This is a genomic window from Cupriavidus taiwanensis, from assembly GCF_900249755.1.
Lineage (GTDB): Bacteria > Pseudomonadota > Gammaproteobacteria > Burkholderiales > Burkholderiaceae > Cupriavidus > Cupriavidus taiwanensis_D.
In genome coordinates, this window is sequence record NZ_LT976853.1 from 3,053,157 (window position 1) to 3,068,967 (window position 15,811).

The 15,811-nt window shown below is 66.4% G+C and carries 14 protein-coding genes; 6 read left to right on the forward strand and 8 right to left on the reverse strand.

Translation table 11 applies throughout. The features are described 5' to 3' along the window. Positions 1–78 precede the first annotated feature (78 nt). The 5 genes from queA to secF all read left to right on the forward strand — a co-directional run bounded on the left by queA (position 79) and on the right by secF (position 5,904). Positions 79–1,149: a tRNA preQ1(34) S-adenosylmethionine ribosyltransferase-isomerase QueA gene (queA, locus tag CBM2594_RS13955; RefSeq protein ID WP_116357341.1), complete on the forward strand. Its 1,071-nt coding sequence runs from the start codon at positions 79–81 to the stop codon at positions 1,147–1,149. Between the two features lie 16 nt (positions 1,150–1,165). Continuing rightward, a complete protein-coding gene (gene tgt / locus CBM2594_RS13960; protein WP_116357342.1) occupies positions 1,166–2,296 on the forward strand; it encodes a tRNA guanosine(34) transglycosylase Tgt in 1,131 nt (376 codons plus the stop codon). Positions 2,297–2,482: 186 nt separating this feature from the next. Further along, a complete protein-coding gene (yajC, locus tag CBM2594_RS13965; RefSeq protein WP_116357343.1) occupies positions 2,483–2,809 on the forward strand; it encodes a preprotein translocase subunit YajC in 327 nt (108 codons plus the stop codon). Positions 2,810–3,019: 210 nt separating this feature from the next. Beyond that, on the forward strand, positions 3,020–4,891 hold the full coding sequence (gene secD, locus CBM2594_RS13970; RefSeq protein ID WP_116357344.1) for a protein translocase subunit SecD: 1,872 nt from the start codon (positions 3,020–3,022) through the stop codon (positions 4,889–4,891). Positions 4,892–4,932: 41 nt separating this feature from the next. Beyond that, a complete protein-coding gene (gene secF, locus CBM2594_RS13975) occupies positions 4,933–5,904 on the forward strand; it encodes a protein translocase subunit SecF (protein ID WP_116357345.1) in 972 nt (323 codons plus the stop codon). Between the two features lie 70 nt (positions 5,905–5,974). Here secF and CBM2594_RS13980 read toward each other — a convergent pair whose 3' ends face one another. The 8 genes from CBM2594_RS13980 to purB form a co-directional block, all read right to left on the reverse strand. Next, positions 5,975–6,982, reverse strand: coding sequence for a response regulator (locus CBM2594_RS13980; RefSeq protein WP_116357346.1), 1,008 nt, complete (start codon positions 6,980–6,982; stop codon positions 5,975–5,977). Beyond that, positions 6,982–8,112: a hybrid sensor histidine kinase/response regulator gene (locus CBM2594_RS13985; RefSeq protein ID WP_116357347.1), complete on the reverse strand. Its 1,131-nt coding sequence runs from the start codon at positions 8,110–8,112 to the stop codon at positions 6,982–6,984. The genes CBM2594_RS13980 and CBM2594_RS13985 overlap by 1 nt, the downstream gene beginning before the upstream one ends. 6 nt (positions 8,113–8,118) lie before the next feature. Continuing rightward, positions 8,119–9,456: a sensor histidine kinase gene (locus CBM2594_RS13990; protein WP_116357348.1), complete on the reverse strand. Its 1,338-nt coding sequence runs from the start codon at positions 9,454–9,456 to the stop codon at positions 8,119–8,121. 4 nt (positions 9,457–9,460) lie between these two features. Further along, entirely contained in the window at positions 9,461–10,864 is a 1,404-nt protein-coding gene (locus tag CBM2594_RS13995; protein WP_116357349.1) for a class I SAM-dependent methyltransferase, read from the reverse strand. Positions 10,865–11,209: 345 nt separating this feature from the next. Continuing rightward, the gene (locus tag CBM2594_RS14000) at positions 11,210–11,800 is read right to left on the reverse strand and encodes a YceI family protein (protein ID WP_116357350.1); all 591 of its coding nucleotides are present in this window, start codon (positions 11,798–11,800) and stop codon (positions 11,210–11,212) included. Positions 11,801–11,874: 74 nt separating this feature from the next. Beyond that, positions 11,875–12,456: a YceI family protein gene (locus CBM2594_RS14005; RefSeq protein ID WP_116357351.1), complete on the reverse strand. Its 582-nt coding sequence runs from the start codon at positions 12,454–12,456 to the stop codon at positions 11,875–11,877. Between the two features lie 65 nt (positions 12,457–12,521). Next, entirely contained in the window at positions 12,522–13,076 is a 555-nt protein-coding gene (locus CBM2594_RS14010) for a cytochrome b (protein WP_116357352.1), read from the reverse strand. Between the two features lie 332 nt (positions 13,077–13,408). Then, positions 13,409–14,785, reverse strand: a complete 1,377-nt coding sequence (gene purB / locus CBM2594_RS14015) for an adenylosuccinate lyase (RefSeq protein ID WP_116357353.1) — start codon at positions 14,783–14,785, stop codon at positions 13,409–13,411. 365 nt (positions 14,786–15,150) lie between these two features. Between purB and CBM2594_RS14020 the strand changes: the two genes are divergently transcribed. Next, a complete protein-coding gene (locus CBM2594_RS14020; RefSeq protein WP_116357354.1) occupies positions 15,151–15,765 on the forward strand; it encodes a glutathione S-transferase C-terminal domain-containing protein in 615 nt (204 codons plus the stop codon). Positions 15,766–15,811: the final 46 nt, after the last annotated feature.

Consider the following 15,811-nt stretch of genomic DNA (forward strand, 5'->3'; position numbering starts at 1 on the left):
CGGGCAGCGGAGTGACGCGCCGTGCCCGGCGCCGCCTCCGCCACAGCCTGCAGACCGCGCAGCCCGCCCCTTCCCACGATGTTGACGCTTTCCGATTTCGATTTTCCGCTACCGCCCGAACTGATCGCCCAGAGCGCGCTGCCCGACCGCAGCGCCAGCCGGCTGCTGGTGGTGGAGCGGCTGGCCGCCGGCGACACCGCCGACGCGGTGCGCATGGCCGACCGCGCCTTCAGCGACATCGTCGACTACCTGGGGCCGGACGACCTGCTGGTGTTCAACGACACCCGCGTGATCAAGGCCCGCTTCTTCGGCCACAAGCCCAGCGGCGGCAAGATCGAGGTGCTGGTGGAGCGCGTGCTCGACACGCATACCGTGCTGGCCCAGGTGCGCGCGTCCAAGACCCCGGCCGAAGGCAGCGCCCTGCACCTGGCCGACGGCGCCTTCGCCGTGACCGTGGGCCCGCGCGTGGACCAGTTCTTCACGCTGCGCTTCCCCGAGCCGGCGCTGGACCTGATCGAGCGCTACGGCCGCCTGCCGCTGCCGCCGTATATCACGCACGACCCCGACGCCTACGACGAGACCCGCTACCAGACCGTCTACGCACGCAGCCCCGGCGCGGTCGCCGCGCCCACCGCGGGCCTGCATTTCGACGACGCGCTGTTCGCCCGGCTCGACGCCGCCGGCGTGCGCCGCGCCTTCCTGACGCTGCATGTGGGCGCCGGCACCTTCCAGCCGGTGCGCACCGAGAACCTGGCCGAGCACAAGATGCATTCGGAGTGGTACGCGATTTCGGAAGAACTGGCCCAGGCCGTGCGCGACACCCGCGCGCGCGGCGGCCGCGTGATCGCGGTCGGCACCACCTCGCTGCGCGCGCTGGAATCGGCCGCGCGACCCGACGGCACGCTCGCCGCCGGCAGCGGCGACACCGATATCTTCATCACGCCCGGCTACCGCTTCCGCCTGGTCGATGCGCTGATCACCAACTTCCACCTGCCCAAGTCGACGCTGCTGATGCTGGTGTCGGCGCTGGCCGGGGTGCAAGCGATCCGCGCCGCCTACCGCCATGCGGTTGAGCAGCGCTACCGATTCTTCAGCTACGGAGACGCCATGCTGCTGACCCGGCAGCCCGACGCCGCCGCCGCGGCCTGATTTCAGACTATTCGCCATGCTCAACTTCGAACTCATCACCACCGACGGCAACGCCCGCCGCGGCCGCGTCACGCTGAACCACGGCGTGGTGGAAACGCCGATCTTCATGCCGGTGGGCACCTATGGCTCGGTCAAGGCGATGTCGCCGCTGGAACTGAACGAGATCGGCGCGCAGATCATCCTGGGCAATACCTTCCACCTGTGGCTGCGCCCGGGGCTGGAGGTGGTAAATGCTCACCAGGGCCTGCACAAGTTTATCGGCTGGGACAAGCCGATCCTGACCGATTCCGGCGGCTTCCAGGTGTTTTCGCTAGGTGATCTGCGCAAGATCACCGAAGATGGCGTCACCTTTGCCTCTCCGGTCAATGGCGACAAGCTCTTCCTGTCGCCCGAGATCTCGATGCAGATCCAGCGCACGCTGAACTCGGACATCGTCATGCAGTTCGACGAATGCACGCCGTACGAGATCGACGGCCGCCCCGCCACGCACGACGAGGCCGCCAAGTCGATGCGCATGAGCCTGCGCTGGGCCAAGCGCTCGCGCGACGAGTTCGAGCGCCTCGCCAACCCGAACGCGCTGTTCGGCATCGTCCAGGGCGGCATGTATGAGGACCTGCGCGACGAGTCGCTGGCGGGGCTGTCGGAGCTGGACTTCCACGGCTTTGCCATCGGCGGGCTGTCGGTGGGCGAGCCCAAGGAAGACATGATGCGCGTGCTGGAACACGTCGCGCCGCGGCTGCCGGCCAACAAGCCGCACTACCTGATGGGCGTGGGCACGCCCGAAGACCTGGTCGCGGGCGTCGCCGCGGGCGTGGACATGTTCGACTGCGTCATGCCGACCCGCAACGCGCGCAACGGCTGGCTCTTCACCCGCTACGGCGACGTCAAGATCAAGAACGCCGCGCACCGCAACGACCCGCGCCCGCTCGACGAGAGCTGCGCCTGCTACACCTGCCGCAATTTCTCGCGCGCCTACCTGCACCACCTGCACCGCGTCGGCGAAATCCTGGGCGCGCGCCTGAACACCATCCACAACCTGCACTACTACCTGCAACTGATGCGCGAAGTGCGCGAGGCGATCGAGCAGCACCGCTTTGCCGACTTCCGCCGCCAGTTCGCCGCCGACCGCGCCCGCGGCACGCAGTGACAACCCCGGGCGGCGCGAACTTTCGCGCCGCCGGCGGTCGAATAGCCGGTCAAGGCGCGGCGTCCGCCGCAAGTTGCCCCGAACGCACCCGAACAAACCCGTATTCCGCCCTAGAATGCGAGGGACGGCTGGGCGCGAATGATAGAATGTTCGATTAATTGACTGACTTTGTGACGGAGAACCAACGTGCTGATTTCTAACGCATTTGCCCAGACCGCCAGTGCCGGCGGCGCGGCTGGCGGCCTGATGAGCTTCCTGCCCATCATCCTGATGTTTGGTGTGCTGTGGTTCATCATGATCCGCCCGCAGATGAAGCGCCAGAAGGAAGCCAAGGCAATGCTCGAAGCGCTGGCCAAGAACGACGAAGTCGTCACCGCCGGCGGCATCCTGGGCCGCGTGACCAAGGTCACCGACCAGTACGTCAGCCTGGAAATCGCCGAAGGCACCGAGATCACGGTGCAGAAGAATGCCGTGACCACGGTGCTGCCCAAGGGCTCGCTGAAGGCGCTCTGATCCCCCGGATCGCGCGCGCGACTCCCGCCTTTGTCTTTTCCGGCATGCCCGTTCGCGCATGCCCCGGCAGCCGCCTGATCCAGCCCGACGAAGCCCCACCGGCTTCCATCCGCGGCTGCCAGGCGGCTGTTTGCCAAACCGGTTCGGCCCCGCCGACGTGGCGTGCCACGCCTGCGCCGGCCCCGCCAACCGCTGAATGACTGGCCCGAGATGAATCGTTATCCGCTTTGGAAATACCTCGTGATCCTGGTGGCCCTGGCCATCGGCATCATCTACACCTTGCCGAACTTCTTCGGCGAGGCGCCTGCCGTGCAGGTGTCCTCGGGCAAGGCCACGGTCAAGGTCGACCTGTCGATGCAGAAGCAGGTTGAAGAGATCCTGGCGCAGAACCAGCTGCAGCCCGACGGCATCTTCTTCGATATTTCCGGCCAGTCGGGCTCGGTCAAGGCGCGCTTCCGCACCACCGACGAGCAGCTCAAGGCCAAGGACGTGCTGTCGCGCGCGCTCAACCCGGACGCGGCCGATCCCGCCTACGTGGTGGCGCTGAACCTGCTGTCGGGCTCGCCGCGCTGGCTGACCTCGCTGCACGCGCTGCCGATGTACCTGGGCCTGGACCTGCGCGGCGGCGTGCACTTCCTGCTGCAGGTCGACATGAAGGGCGCGGTCGACAAGAAGCTCGACAGCCTGGCCGGCGACGCGCGCACGCTGCTGCGCGACAAGAACATCCGCCACGGCGGCATCGACCGCGACGGCGAGCGCCTGACGGTGCGCTTCAACAACGCCGACGAAGCCGGCCGCGCCCGCGCGCTGCTGGCCGACAGCCTGCGCGAAGTGGCTTTCGCCCTGGACGGCAACAACCTCGTCGGCACCTTCACCGAGGCCGCGCGCCGCGCCGTGCAGGACGCCGCGGTCAAGCAGAACATCACCACCCTGCACAACCGCGTCAACGAGCTCGGCGTGGCCGAGCCGGTGATCCAGCAGCAAGGCGCCGACCGCATCGTGGTGCAGCTGCCGGGCGTGCAGGACACCGCCAAGGCCAAGGACATCATCGGCCGCACCGCCACGCTGGAAGCGCGCCTGGTCGACAACGACGCGCCGCGCAGCCCGCGCCCGGGCGACCCGATCCCGTTCGGCAGCGAGCTGTTCACGCAAGGCAACGGCGCCCCGGTGGTGCTGAAGAAGCAGGTGATCTTCACCGGCGACCGCATCGAGAGCGCCTCGGCCGGCTTCGACCAGAACCAGCAGCCTTCGGTCAACATCAAGCTCGACGCCCAGGGCGGCCGCGTGCTGCGCGATGTCTCGCGCGAGAACCTGAAGAAGCCGATGGCGATCGTGCTGTTCGAGAAGGGCAAGGGCGAAGTGCTGACGGTGGCGACGATCCAGTCCGAACTGGGCTCGAGCTTCCAGATCACCGGCTCCTACTCCACCGAGGCCGCCAACGACCTGGCCCTGCTGCTGCGCGCCGGCTCGCTGGCCGCGCCGATGGAGATCATCGAAGAGCGCACCATCGGCCCGTCGCTGGGCGCCGACAACATCGAGAAGGGCTTTGATTCGGTGGCCTATGGCTTTGCCGCCATCGGCGTGTTCATGATCCTGTACTACATGCTGTTCGGGGTGTTCTCGGTGGTCGCGCTGGGCGTGAACCTGCTGCTGCTGATCGCGGTGCTGTCGATGCTGCAGGCCACGCTGACGCTGCCGGGCATCGCCGCCATCGCGCTGGTGCTGGGCATGGCCATCGACGCCAACGTGCTGATCAACGAGCGCATCCGCGAGGAACTGCGCGCCGGCGCGTCGCCGCAGATGGCGATCGCGGTCGGTTTCGACCGCGCCTGGGCCACCATCCTGGACTCCAACGTGACCACGCTGATCGCCGGCCTGGCGCTGCTGGCGTTCGGCTCGGGCCCGGTGCGCGGCTTTGCCGTGGTGCACTGCCTGGGCATCCTGACCTCGATGTTCTCGGCGGTGTTCTTCAACCGCGGCCTGGTCAACCTCTGGTACGGCCGCAAGAAGAAGCTGCAGAGCGTGGCCATCGGCCAGATCTGGAAGCCCGGCAATACCACCGACACGCCGGTCGCCAAGTAAGCGGCCCGCGGCACAACACGTAGTACAGAACAGGATTCAACATGGAATTCTTCCGCATCCGGCGCGACATTCCGTTCATGAAGCACGCGTTGATCTTCAACGTGATCTCCTTCCTGACGTTTGCCGCCGCCGTGTTCTTCCTCTGGCAAAAGGGCCTGCACCTGTCGATCGAATTCACCGGCGGCACGGTGATGGAGGTCAGCTACCAGCAGGCGGCCGACCTGGAAAAGATCCGCGGCCAGGTGGGCAAGCTGGGCTACACCGACGTGCAGGTGCAGAACTTCGGCACCTCGCGCGACGTGATGATCCGCCTGCCGCTGCAGAAGGGCCCGGACGGCAAGCCCGCCACCTCCGCCCAGCAGAGCGAGCAGGTGATGGGCGCGCTCACCGCGGCGTCGCCTGACGTCAAGCTGCAGCGCGTCGAGTTCGTCGGCCCGCAGGTGGGCAAGGAGCTGGCCACCGACGGCCTGCTGGCGCTGCTGTGCGTGGTGGCGGGTATCGTGATCTACCTGTCGTTCCGCTTCGAGTGGAAGTTCGCGGTGGCGGGCATCATCGCCAACCTGCACGACATTGTCATCATCCTGGGCTTCTTCGCCTTCTTCCAGTGGGAGTTCTCGCTGTCGGTGCTGGCGGCGATCCTGGCGGTGCTGGGCTACTCGGTGAACGAATCGGTGGTGATCTTCGACCGGATCCGCGAGGCCTTCCGCAAGTACCGCAAGATGACCACGCACGAGGTCATCGACCACGCCATCACCAGCACGATGTCGCGGACCATCATCACCCACGGCTCGACCGAGATGATGGTGCTGTCGATGTTCTTCTTCGGCGGCCCGACGCTGCATTACTTCGCGCTGGCGCTGACGGTGGGCATCCTGTTCGGCATCTACTCGTCGGTGTTCGTTGCCGCGGCGCTGGCGATGTGGCTGGGCGTGAAGCGCGAGGACCTGGTCAAGGGCGAGAAGAAAGGCGACTCGACCGACCGCAACGACCCCAACTACGGCGCGCAGGCCTGAGCCCTGCCCGCCCGGAAAACAGAACGGCGCCCCGCGGGGCGCCGTTTTTCATGGCAGCGGCCTGGGAAACTCAGGCCGGCATCGAGAAGCGCTCGATCCACGCGGCCAGGCGGTCGGAGGCGAAGGTCTCGCTGCGCGGGGCGGCGCGGCAGACGATGGTGTCGCCGTCGCGGACGAACTTCAGCGCGCCGCCTGCCTCCTCCAGCCAAAGCAGGCTGGCCAGCCAGGCGGCATGATGCATCGATACCGCCGTGCCCACGGGCTGGGCTAGGAACTCGGCCAGCGCGGCCGGCTGGGTCCAAACCACCGCATCGCCGTCGCGGCGCACCACTTCGCTGCCGAGCGCGTCGGCGATCACCGCCGCGGCATCGGCCGCGCTCTTGCCGGCATGGCTGCCGCGCAGTTGCGCCAGGCGCGTGCCCACGGCATGGCCGAAGCTGCCGCTGCGCTCGGCTTCGGCGCGCACCAGGTCGGCGTAATCCATGCGCTGCCAGTCCGGATCGACGCTGCCAGCGCCGGCCAGGTCCACCGCGGCGAGGTAGGTCTCCACCGGCTGGAAGCGGCCCGGGCCGATCAGGCTGGCGCACAGTGCATGCACCATGCCAATGCGTGAAGCCACGGTCTGGGTCTGCAGCACCGACAGCTTCTCGCGCACCAGCTGGTCGCGCTCCTTGCGCAGCCCCGCCAGTTCCAGCGCCTGCTTGAGTTCCATGCGCAGCGCGGTGATGTCCCACGGCTTCTTGATATAGCGGTGGATCTGCCCCTGGTTCACCGCCTCGACGGTCTGGTCGAGTTCCGAGTACGCGGTGGTCAGGATGCGCACGATGTGCGGGTAGCGTTCGCGCGCGTAGCGCAGCAGTTCGTTGCCATACTCGCCCGGCATGCGCTGGTCCGACACCAGTACCGCGAGGCTGTCGGCATGGGCGTCCAGCAAGGCCTTGCCCTCCTCGACGGAGCCGCCGGTGACCACCGGTGCCAGCGCGCCGATGGCGCGCTGGAAATATTTAACTGCCGTGGCCTCGTCATCGACGAACAGAATCGCCGGGGGTGGTGCCTGGGTGGCATTCGGTTCGGTCATTACTCACTCCTGTGCGTTCGACTCTTGAAACTTGGAAAGTCCAGCGTCACCGTGGTGCCGGCGCCGGATGCGGACTCGATCCGGATCCCGCCGCCAAAGGACTGCATGACGCGGTTGCAGAAAATCATGCCCAGGCCGCTGCCGCCGGCACTGGCGTGGGTGGTGACGGGATCGACCAGCAGCCGGTCCATCACTTCGGGCGGAATGCCGGGGCCGTTGTCGCAGATGCGGATCTCGGCACGCGGCTGCGCAGCCACCACAAAGCGCAGCGACGGCGCACCGACATCGGCCAGCGCCCGCAGCGCATTGCTCATCACCGACGACAGCACCAGTGCCACGCAGTTGGGCAGGGTCTGCACGGGAAAGTCTCCCTGCAGGTCTACCTCGACCCAGCTGCGCTGGTCGCCCACGAAGGGATAGCTGTCCAGCAGCGCGGACACCAGGGCCCCAGCCCGAACCTCGGTGCCGGCGGCGCGCCCGGCGGGCGCGTTGCCGGCGCTGTCGCGCACCGACTGCAGGAACGACGACAGCACCGCCAGGCAATACTGGGCGTTGTCGTGCATCGCGCTGGCGGCCTGGCCGATTTCGCTCTGGCGCTGGGCACTGTACTCGCCCGCCACGCGTCCGCTGATGCCGCGCGCAAAATTGGCGATGGCAGCCAGCGGCGTATTGAGTTCGTGCGCCAGGAAGGCCAGGGTCTCGTCGATCGCCATCAGCCGGTGCTGGCGCAGCGTGCGTTCGCGATGGCGCTCGGCGGCGCGGGCCAGCACGTCGCGCAGGTTGCTCACGCTCAGCGGCTTTTCCAGGATCTGGAAGATCTCGCCGCTGTTGACGGTCTGCAGCAGCACGTCCTTGTCGGCATAGGCCGTGACCAGGATGCGCACCACGTGCGGATAAGCCTGCGCCACCTGCCGCAGCAGCACGCCGCCATCGCGCCCGGGCATGCGGAAGTCGGTCACCAGTATGGCCACGCGGGCGGGATCGGAGCGCAGCACCGACATGGCTTCGTCGGCGCTGCCGGCCAGCAGCACCTCATAGTCGGCGCCGACCGCGCGGGCGAAGTACTTGCGCGCCATGTCTTCGTCGTCGACGTAGAGGATGGCGGGCCGCGCCTGCAGGACTTCGCTCATGGCTGGTTACTCCGCACGCGGCAGGTCGAAGCTGAAGGCGGTCCACTGGCCGAACTCGCTTTCGGCAAACAATTGGCCCCCGTGGCGCTCGATCACCGCGTAGCTGATCGACAGGCCCAGGCCAAGGCCCTGCCCCACCTCGCGCGTGGTGAAGAACGGCTCGAACACGCGCGCCAGGTTTTCCTGCGGGATGCCGGGGCCGTTGTCGCGCACGGTTACGTGCAGGCGATGGTTGTCCCAGCGGGCCGTGGTGTGGATTGCGGGTGCCGCCGTACCGGCCTTGCGCATGGCCAGCGCGGCGTTCGAGAACAGGTTGATCAGCACGCCGATGATGGCCGCCTCGTCGCCGAGCACCAGCGTGTCGGGCACCAGCTCGCGCGTCAGGGTGACGCCGCGCAATTCATGCGCGGTCAGGCGGATCGATGAATCCAGCGCCTTTTCGAACAGGAACGGCGTGCCTTCGACCTCGGCGCCAGGCTTGCGGTAGGCGAAAGTCTTCAGGTCGGAAACGATATGCTGGATGCGCTGCATGCCCTGCTTGGCATCGAGCAGGCATTCCTCCAGCGGCGGGCTCGCCTTGGCCTGCGGCTCTTCCATCGCCACTTCGATTGCCATCAGGCAGAAGTTGACGGGGTTGTTGACCTCATGCAGCAGGCCCGCGGCCAGCGTGCCGATCGCGGCCATCTTTTCCTGCTGCAGCATCTGGCCCTTGATGTCGGCCAGCCGCCGGTTGATGTCGGCGAGCTCTTCGTTCTTGCGCGCCAGTTCTTCCTTCAGCCGGATCAGGTGGAAATGCCCGCGCTCGTTCATGAAGGTGTAGACCGCGCTGGCCACGATCGAAAACAGGATGAACAGCGAATTGACGATGAAGTGCGCACGCTGCGCCAGGCCGTCGGGGTGGATCAGGCAGGCGGCCAGGTACATCAGGTACGTCACCACGCCGAAGCCGATGGTCTGCCACAACCCCATCGGCATGGCGATGCCGACTGCGAAGATGACGAGGTTCAATCCGGCATAGTAGATCGACGACGCCCCGTCGGTGGTGGCGATCATCCATGCGATCATCATCTGCGGCAGCAGCAGCCAGGCCAGCGTCAGCGGCTGCACGTAGTGCCTGCCGGCCTGGTTGACCAGCAGCAGCAGGATCAGGCCAATCAGGGCCGAGACCAACAGGCGCACGACAAAGAACTGCAGCTGGTGATCGGGATAGATGCCGTAGTCGAGCCCGACCCCCGCCAGCACCAGCACGATGGCAGTCAGCGCGCCCGCCCGGCTCGATACCAGGCGGAACTCGCGCAGGTCGGCCTCGTACGGGGAATACCTGCTCGCGGTCCGTTTCAGCATGGCGTCAGGCCTTGGCCGGATCGGTCACTACCGCTTCCACGAACACGTTGACGCCGGTCGGGTCGGCATAGGTGCGGCTGTCGCGCGTGTTGGACGGCAGCAGCGACGCCATGCCAGCCTCGTCGCGATAGATCAGGTACCACTCCAGCATATGTTCCATGCTGTACCGTTCCGGGTTGTTGACGTGGACGTTGGTAGCCAGGATGCGCCCCTCGGGGTGGGTGCGCGTGGAGAAATAACTGAGCAGGCGCGCACAGACCCGGTCGGACAGGTAGTCGAACAGGCCGGCGCAATAGACGCCGTCGAACTCGCGCAGCGACGGGTCCGGGTCGATGCGGCGCTTGAGCAGTTCATGCACCGAGTGGTGGACATACTCCACCTCGATCCTCGCATTGGCCTTGCGGCAACTCTCGTTGATGCGGTCGCGGGCGTAATCCAGGGTTTCCTGGCTGAAGTCGAGCAGCTGGAACGAGAGCCAGTGGGGCTCGGGGTATTCGGTAATGAAGCGGTTGATTTCGACGGCGGGACCGCAGCCCACGTTCAGCAGCCGGAACGGCTTGCCCGCGGCGCGCGCCTGCTCGGCCATGCGCACCAGAAAATCCACCAGCAAGTCGATGCGGTTGCGATGCGCTGCGGCCACCGACGACTGCAGGAAGGTCGCATTGACGATCTGGAAGTAGGTGCTGGGCCCCTGGCGCGGATCCGACAGGATCTGGTTGACCATCTCATAGTCGCCGGCATAGCCCAGCGGCTTGGTGTAGGTCCGGAACACGAACGGGGAGCGCAGCAGCAGCGGATGCAGCGCCGCCTGGGTGAAGGTGCGGTGCATCACGGTGTCTTCTTCCGGCACATGCGCCGCCTCGCCGTCGAGCCGCGCGGAATATTCTCGGATCTTCAGCGCGATCGGAGTCGCCAGCTCCTCGAACACGTCCATGCGCAGGGTCTCGCCCTCCTTGGGCAGCGTGCTGGTCATGTCGACCTGCTCTACCCAGCGCGATACTTCGGACAGGAACGCGCGCATCTCGTTGACGACGATCTGGTAGTCGCGGCGGATATTGAAGCGCTTCTCCCAGTCCTGCACGAACTGCAGCGACTCGCGCGCTACCGACTTGGGCTCGTCGTCGAGGTTGCTCAGCTCCAGCCATTCGTCGATCAGCGTCAGCGACACCACCGCGGTCAGGCCGGTGTTCACCAGGCTCATCACCACCGCCTTGCCGAGATACGCGTTCTTCGTGCCCATGCGGACACTGAGTTCGCTCAGCACCTCGCTGACCTGCACGATCGAATACGGGTTGTAGATCTCCATCACCAGAGACTTTCTCTGGAGATTGACAATGGTGCCCCGCACCTGCTCGCCCTGCGAGTTGCGGAAACTAACTACCGGATCGATTTGCGTTTTGGAGTACACGGTATAGCGCCAGGGAAAACCGGGAAACGCTGCGGGCCATACAGCCAGGGCAGAACGGCCGGGTACAGCATGAGGGCGAGGGGGTCGCGGGAATGGCTACCGGTGTCGGGACATGCAGCGAATGCTCATAGTGATGCGCTTTAGCCGGTTGCGGGCATCGGTGCCCCCGCCGTGGCGGAGTCGCAATGCCCCGGATCATGGTGGATTGCCGCGGGTCATTGTACTGTGCCCGTCGCAACTCGCACAACAAAGTGCCGTGGCAGCCCCCCGCATGGTGCAATACAACAAAAAAGGCCGGCATTGGCCGGCCTTGGCAGCAGCTTGCCCGCCCAGCGGGCCGCGCGCTCAGTCGGCGCGCACGCCTTCCACCTGGATGGCCAGCTTGACCTCGGGCTTGAAGCCCATCTTGACGCCATAGTCCAGGCCGAAATCGGCCCGGTTGAACTGGCCCACGGCGTCGGCGCCGCAGGCTTCGCGCTTGAGCATCGGGTGCTGGATGCACTTGAATTCGCGGATTTCCAGCTTGACCGGCTTGGACACGCCGCGCATCGTCAGCACGCCGTCGACCTCGGTCGGCACGTCGCCCTTGAACTTGGAGAACTTGCCCTTGTAGGTGGCCTCGGGGAAGGCTTCGACGTCGAACATGTCCGGGCCCTTGGCGTGCTGGTTGAGCTTGGCATTGCCGAAATCGATCGAAGCCGGGTCGATCTTGACCTCGACCGAGCCCGCCTTGGCGGCCCGGTCCAGCGTCACCACGCCGCTGGACTTGTCGAACTTGCCGCGCCAGGTCGACAGGCCGCCCAGGTGGTCGGCCTCGAAGCTGGGGTAGGTGTGGGTCGGATCGAGGTTGTACGTCACGGTGTTGGCCGAAGCCACGCCGAAGGCGGCGGTTGCGGAAACGGCCGCGACGGCGGCAACGAGGGAACGCAGTTTCATGGTGTCTCCCGACAAGTCAGGGTTGGGATGGAGCGGTTCAGGTAAGTCCTGGGTACGTCAGCGGAATGCCGGCCTTACTTCCTGGCCAGCACGATACGGAATTTGATCTGGACGTCGTCGGCGACCACGGAGGTGTCCTTCCATTCGCCGTCGCCGATATTGAACGCGGTGCGCTTGATCGGCAGCGCGCCCTCGAACACCTGCGCGGCGCCCTCCTGGCGGTAGGTGGCGGGCACCACCACGTCGACGGTCTTGCCCTTGATGGTCAGCTTGCCGGCGACGTCGTACTTGCCCGGCGTGCCGTTCTTGATGCTGGTCGACTGGAATACCGCCTTGGGGTATCTGGCGGCGTCGAACCAGTCCTTGCCCTTCACTTCCTTGGTGGTCTCGGCATCGCCGATCTCGAAGCTGGCCACGTCGATCTCGATCTTGGCCGACGACGTTGCCAGCTTGGCGGGGTCGAAGCTGACGTTGGCGTCGAACTTCCTGAACTTGCCTTCCATCGGCACGCCGATCTGGCGCGCCACCGCGGTCACCGAACTTTTGGCGGCGTCGACCTGGGCCCAGGCCAGGTTGGCGGCGATGCCGGTGGCGGCCAGCACGGCGGCCAGGGTGGCGCGGATAGGGGCCGAGCCGCGGCGGGAATTGCGTTTCATCTGAGAAAACTCCTGTCAGGGACGGCGCAGCGGCGCCGCGGAACGAAAAGCTTGGCGCGCCAGGCTCAGCGCAAAAACGGCAGCATCCGGCCCAGCGTGCCGTCACGGTCGACGAACTGGTGTTTCACCGCCGCCGCCGCATGGACAACGACCACGGCCGCCATCAGGTAGTTCAGCCAGATATGGGTGAACTTCAGCACTTCCTTCAGCGCATCGCTTTTCTCGATCAGCGCCGGCATCTTCCACAAACCCAGGTAGACCACCGGCACGCCCGCGGCCGAGCTGTACAGGTAGCCGCTGATGGGAACGATCACGATCAGCAGGTACAGCAGATGGTGGGCGCCGGCCGCGGCCCGCGCCTGCCACGCCGGGGTGCCCGGTGCGACCGGCGGCGCGGCGTGGGTGGCGCGCCACAGCACGCGCAGCACGGCGACGGCGAAGATCGTCACGCCCAGCCACTTGTGCCAGGAGTAGAGCTTGAGCTTGGTCGGCGTCAGCCCCGGGATGCCGGTCATGTACAGGCCCAGCCCGAACGCGGCGAATATGGCCAGCGCCACCAGCCAGTGCAGGGCGATCGCGGTGGCACCGTAGCCGGCGGGAACGGGGGCGGTAGAACGCATCGGATTCCTCTCGCCCGCGGCACGGGCGTTTCACAATTTTGGGGAAGGCACCGGCCGGAACCACCCGCCCGTGCGCTGACGATTCTCGCATTATTGCGGCCCGATGTGCGCCGGTGCAGGACAGTCCTTCATTAAGTTATTCAAATGCTTTGAAGCGACATTCTGGCGCAGGCGTCACAAAGACGGAGGTGGGAGCGTCGGAAAACAAAAAGCCATCCCGAGGGATGGCTTTTGCTGATCGTCGTCCCCGCGAAGGGCGGTGATGTAGTGCCGCTAAAGACACTTGATCGCCCCTTTCGCAGGGATGACGGTTTAGTTTTCTGGAATTCCGCTCAGATTCGCTCGGCGAGCACCACCGCCTTGCCGATATAGCTGGCGGGCGTCATCTCAAGCAGCAGCTTCTTGGCGTCGTCGGGGATCGCCAGGCCGTTGATAAAGGTTTGCAGCGCCTCGCGCGAGATGCCCTTGCCGCGGGTCAGCTCCTTGAGCTGCTCGTACGGGTTGGGCACGCCGAAGCGGCGCATCACGGTCTGCACCGGCTCGGCCAGCACTTCCCAGCAGTTGTCCAGGTCTTCGTCCAGGCGCTCGGGGTTGGTTTCCAGCTTGCCCAGGCCGCGCAGGCAGGCCTCATAGGCCAGCAGGCTGTAGCCGAAGGCCACGCCGATATTGCGCAGCACGGTCGAGTCGGTCAGGTCGCGCTGCCAGCGCGACACCGGCAGCTTCTCCGACAGGTGGCGCAGCACGGCGTTGGCCAGGCCCAGGTTGCCTTCCGAGTTCTCGAAGTCGATCGGGTTGACCTTGTGCGGCATGGTCGACGAGCCGATCTCGCCGGCCTTGGTCTTCTGCTTGAAGTAGCCCAGCGAGATATAGCCCCAGACGTCGCGGTTCAGGTCGAGCAGGATGGTGTTGGCGCGGGCGATCGCGTCGAACAGCTCGGCCATGTAGTCGTGCGGCTCGATCTGGATGGTGTACGGGTTGAAGGTCAGGCCCAGCCGGGTTTCGATGACCTGCTTCGAGAACGCCTCCCAGTCGAACGTCGGGTAGGCCGACAGGTGCGCGTTGTAGTTGCCCACCGCGCCGTTCATCTTGCCCAGCAGTTCCACCTGCTCGATGCGCTGGATCGCGCGCGCCAGGCGCGCGGCGACGTTGGCCATTTCCTTGCCCAGCGTGGTCGGGCTGGCCGGCTGGCCGTGGGTGCGCGACAGCATCGGCTGGGCGGCATTGAGCTTTGCCAGTTCCACCAGCCGGGCGTGCACGCGCTTGAGCGCCGGCACCACCACGCCTTCGCGCGCGCCCTTGAGCATCATGCCGTGCGAGGTGTTGTTGATGTCTTCCGAGGTGCAGGCGAAGTGGATGAACTCGCTGGCGGCTTCCAGTTCGGCGTTGCCCTTGACCTGCTCCTTGAGCCAGTACTCGACCGCCTTCACGTCATGGTTGGTGACGGCTTCGATTTCCTTGATGCGGGCGGCGTCGGCCTCGCTGAACTTGTCCACCAGCGCCAGCAGCGCGGCTTCGGACGCGGCCGAGAACTTCGGCATGTCGGGCAGGCCGGCCTGCGACAGCGCGATCAGCCAGTGCACTTCGACCTTGACGCGGTTGCGCATGAAGGCCGCCTCGGACAGCCATTCGCGCAGCGCATCGGCCTTGGCGGCGTAACGGCCATCGATCGGGGACAGGGCGGTGAGCGGCGAAAGCGGGGAGGAGGTCATGCTGGAAACCGGGAAAGGGAGGAAACAAAGAAGAAGGCGGCGAACAAGGGGCGCCGCGGGGGCTGGCGCTGTCAGCGCTGCCGGACGGAAACGGTAGCCGGATGCGCCCGTCACGCCGCATCGGCGGGCCGCGGGCGCTGCGCAACGCGCGATTTTACCACCCCTGCCGCGGCTCCGGGCGGCGGCAAAGCGCAGCCGCGGGGCATCGGTGCGCGAGCCCGCATTCGCCATGCGCCGCGGGTATACTCGCGCACGCCGTTCCAGTAGCCTGTTATGAAGTGCATCGGGCAAGCCATCGCTGCCTCCCCGCCGCTGCCGCTGCCACCGAGCGACGATGCACTTCATAACAAGCTCAAGGGGAGAACATGAAGCTGTATGCGTCCCATACCAGTCCGTACGCACGCAAGGTGCGCGTGGTCATGGCGGAGAAGAAGATCGAGTGCCAGCTGATCGAAGAGGACGTCTGGTCGCCGCAAACCCGGATCGGCCAGTACAACCCGCTGGGCAAGGTGCCGTGCCTGGTGATGGAAGACGGCGGCGCGATCTTCGATTCGCGCGTGATCGTCGAATATGTCGACACGCTGACGCCGGTCAGCCGGCTGATCCCGCAAGGCGGGCGCGAACGCCTGGAAGTGCGTTGCTGGGAGGCGCTGGCCGACGGCCTGCTCGACGCCGCGCTGCTGGTGCGCCTGGAGGCCACCCAGCGCGAGCCGCACGAGCGCAGCGAGCGCTGGGTACAGCGCCAGCGCAGCAAGATCGACGCGGCCCTGGCGGCCATGGCGCACGGCCTGGCCGACCGCCCGTTCTGCACCGGCACGCATTACTCGCTGGCCGACGTGGCGGTGGGCTGCGCGCTGTCCTACCTGGACTTCCGTTTCCCGGACATCTCCTGGCGCGAACGCCATCCGAACCTGGCGGCGCTGGAAGAAAAGCTGTCGAAGCGGCAGTCGTTCATCGATACGGCGCCGCCGCGCGGCTGATGGTTTGCTCCCTCTCCCGCGCGCGGGAGAGGGAGCAAACCGCCGG

Excerpts from the sequence above, each read along its gene's own strand:
- CBM2594_RS13985 (WP_116357347.1), bottom strand. The coding sequence starts at position 8,112 with ATGAGCGAAGTCCTGCAGGCGCGGCCCGCCATCCTCTACGTCGACGAC.
- CBM2594_RS14020 (WP_116357354.1), top strand. The coding sequence starts at position 15,151 with ATGAAGCTGTATGCGTCCCATACCAGTCCGTACGCACGCAAGGTGCGC.
- purB (WP_116357353.1), bottom strand. The coding sequence starts at position 14,785 with ATGACCTCCTCCCCGCTTTCGCCGCTCACCGCCCTGTCCCCGATCGAT.
- CBM2594_RS13990 (WP_116357348.1), bottom strand. The coding sequence starts at position 9,456 with ATGCTGAAACGGACCGCGAGCAGGTATTCCCCGTACGAGGCCGACCTG.
- CBM2594_RS14010 (WP_116357352.1), bottom strand. The coding sequence starts at position 13,076 with ATGCGTTCTACCGCCCCCGTTCCCGCCGGCTACGGTGCCACCGCGATC.
- CBM2594_RS13980 (WP_116357346.1), bottom strand. The coding sequence starts at position 6,982 with ATGACCGAACCGAATGCCACCCAGGCACCACCCCCGGCGATTCTGTTC.
- queA (WP_116357341.1), top strand. The coding sequence starts at position 79 with ATGTTGACGCTTTCCGATTTCGATTTTCCGCTACCGCCCGAACTGATC.
- CBM2594_RS14005 (WP_116357351.1), bottom strand. The coding sequence starts at position 12,456 with ATGAAACGCAATTCCCGCCGCGGCTCGGCCCCTATCCGCGCCACCCTG.
- secF (WP_116357345.1), top strand. The coding sequence starts at position 4,933 with ATGGAATTCTTCCGCATCCGGCGCGACATTCCGTTCATGAAGCACGCG.
- CBM2594_RS14000 (WP_116357350.1), bottom strand. The coding sequence starts at position 11,800 with ATGAAACTGCGTTCCCTCGTTGCCGCCGTCGCGGCCGTTTCCGCAACC.
- secD (WP_116357344.1), top strand. The coding sequence starts at position 3,020 with ATGAATCGTTATCCGCTTTGGAAATACCTCGTGATCCTGGTGGCCCTG.
- tgt (WP_116357342.1), top strand. The coding sequence starts at position 1,166 with ATGCTCAACTTCGAACTCATCACCACCGACGGCAACGCCCGCCGCGGC.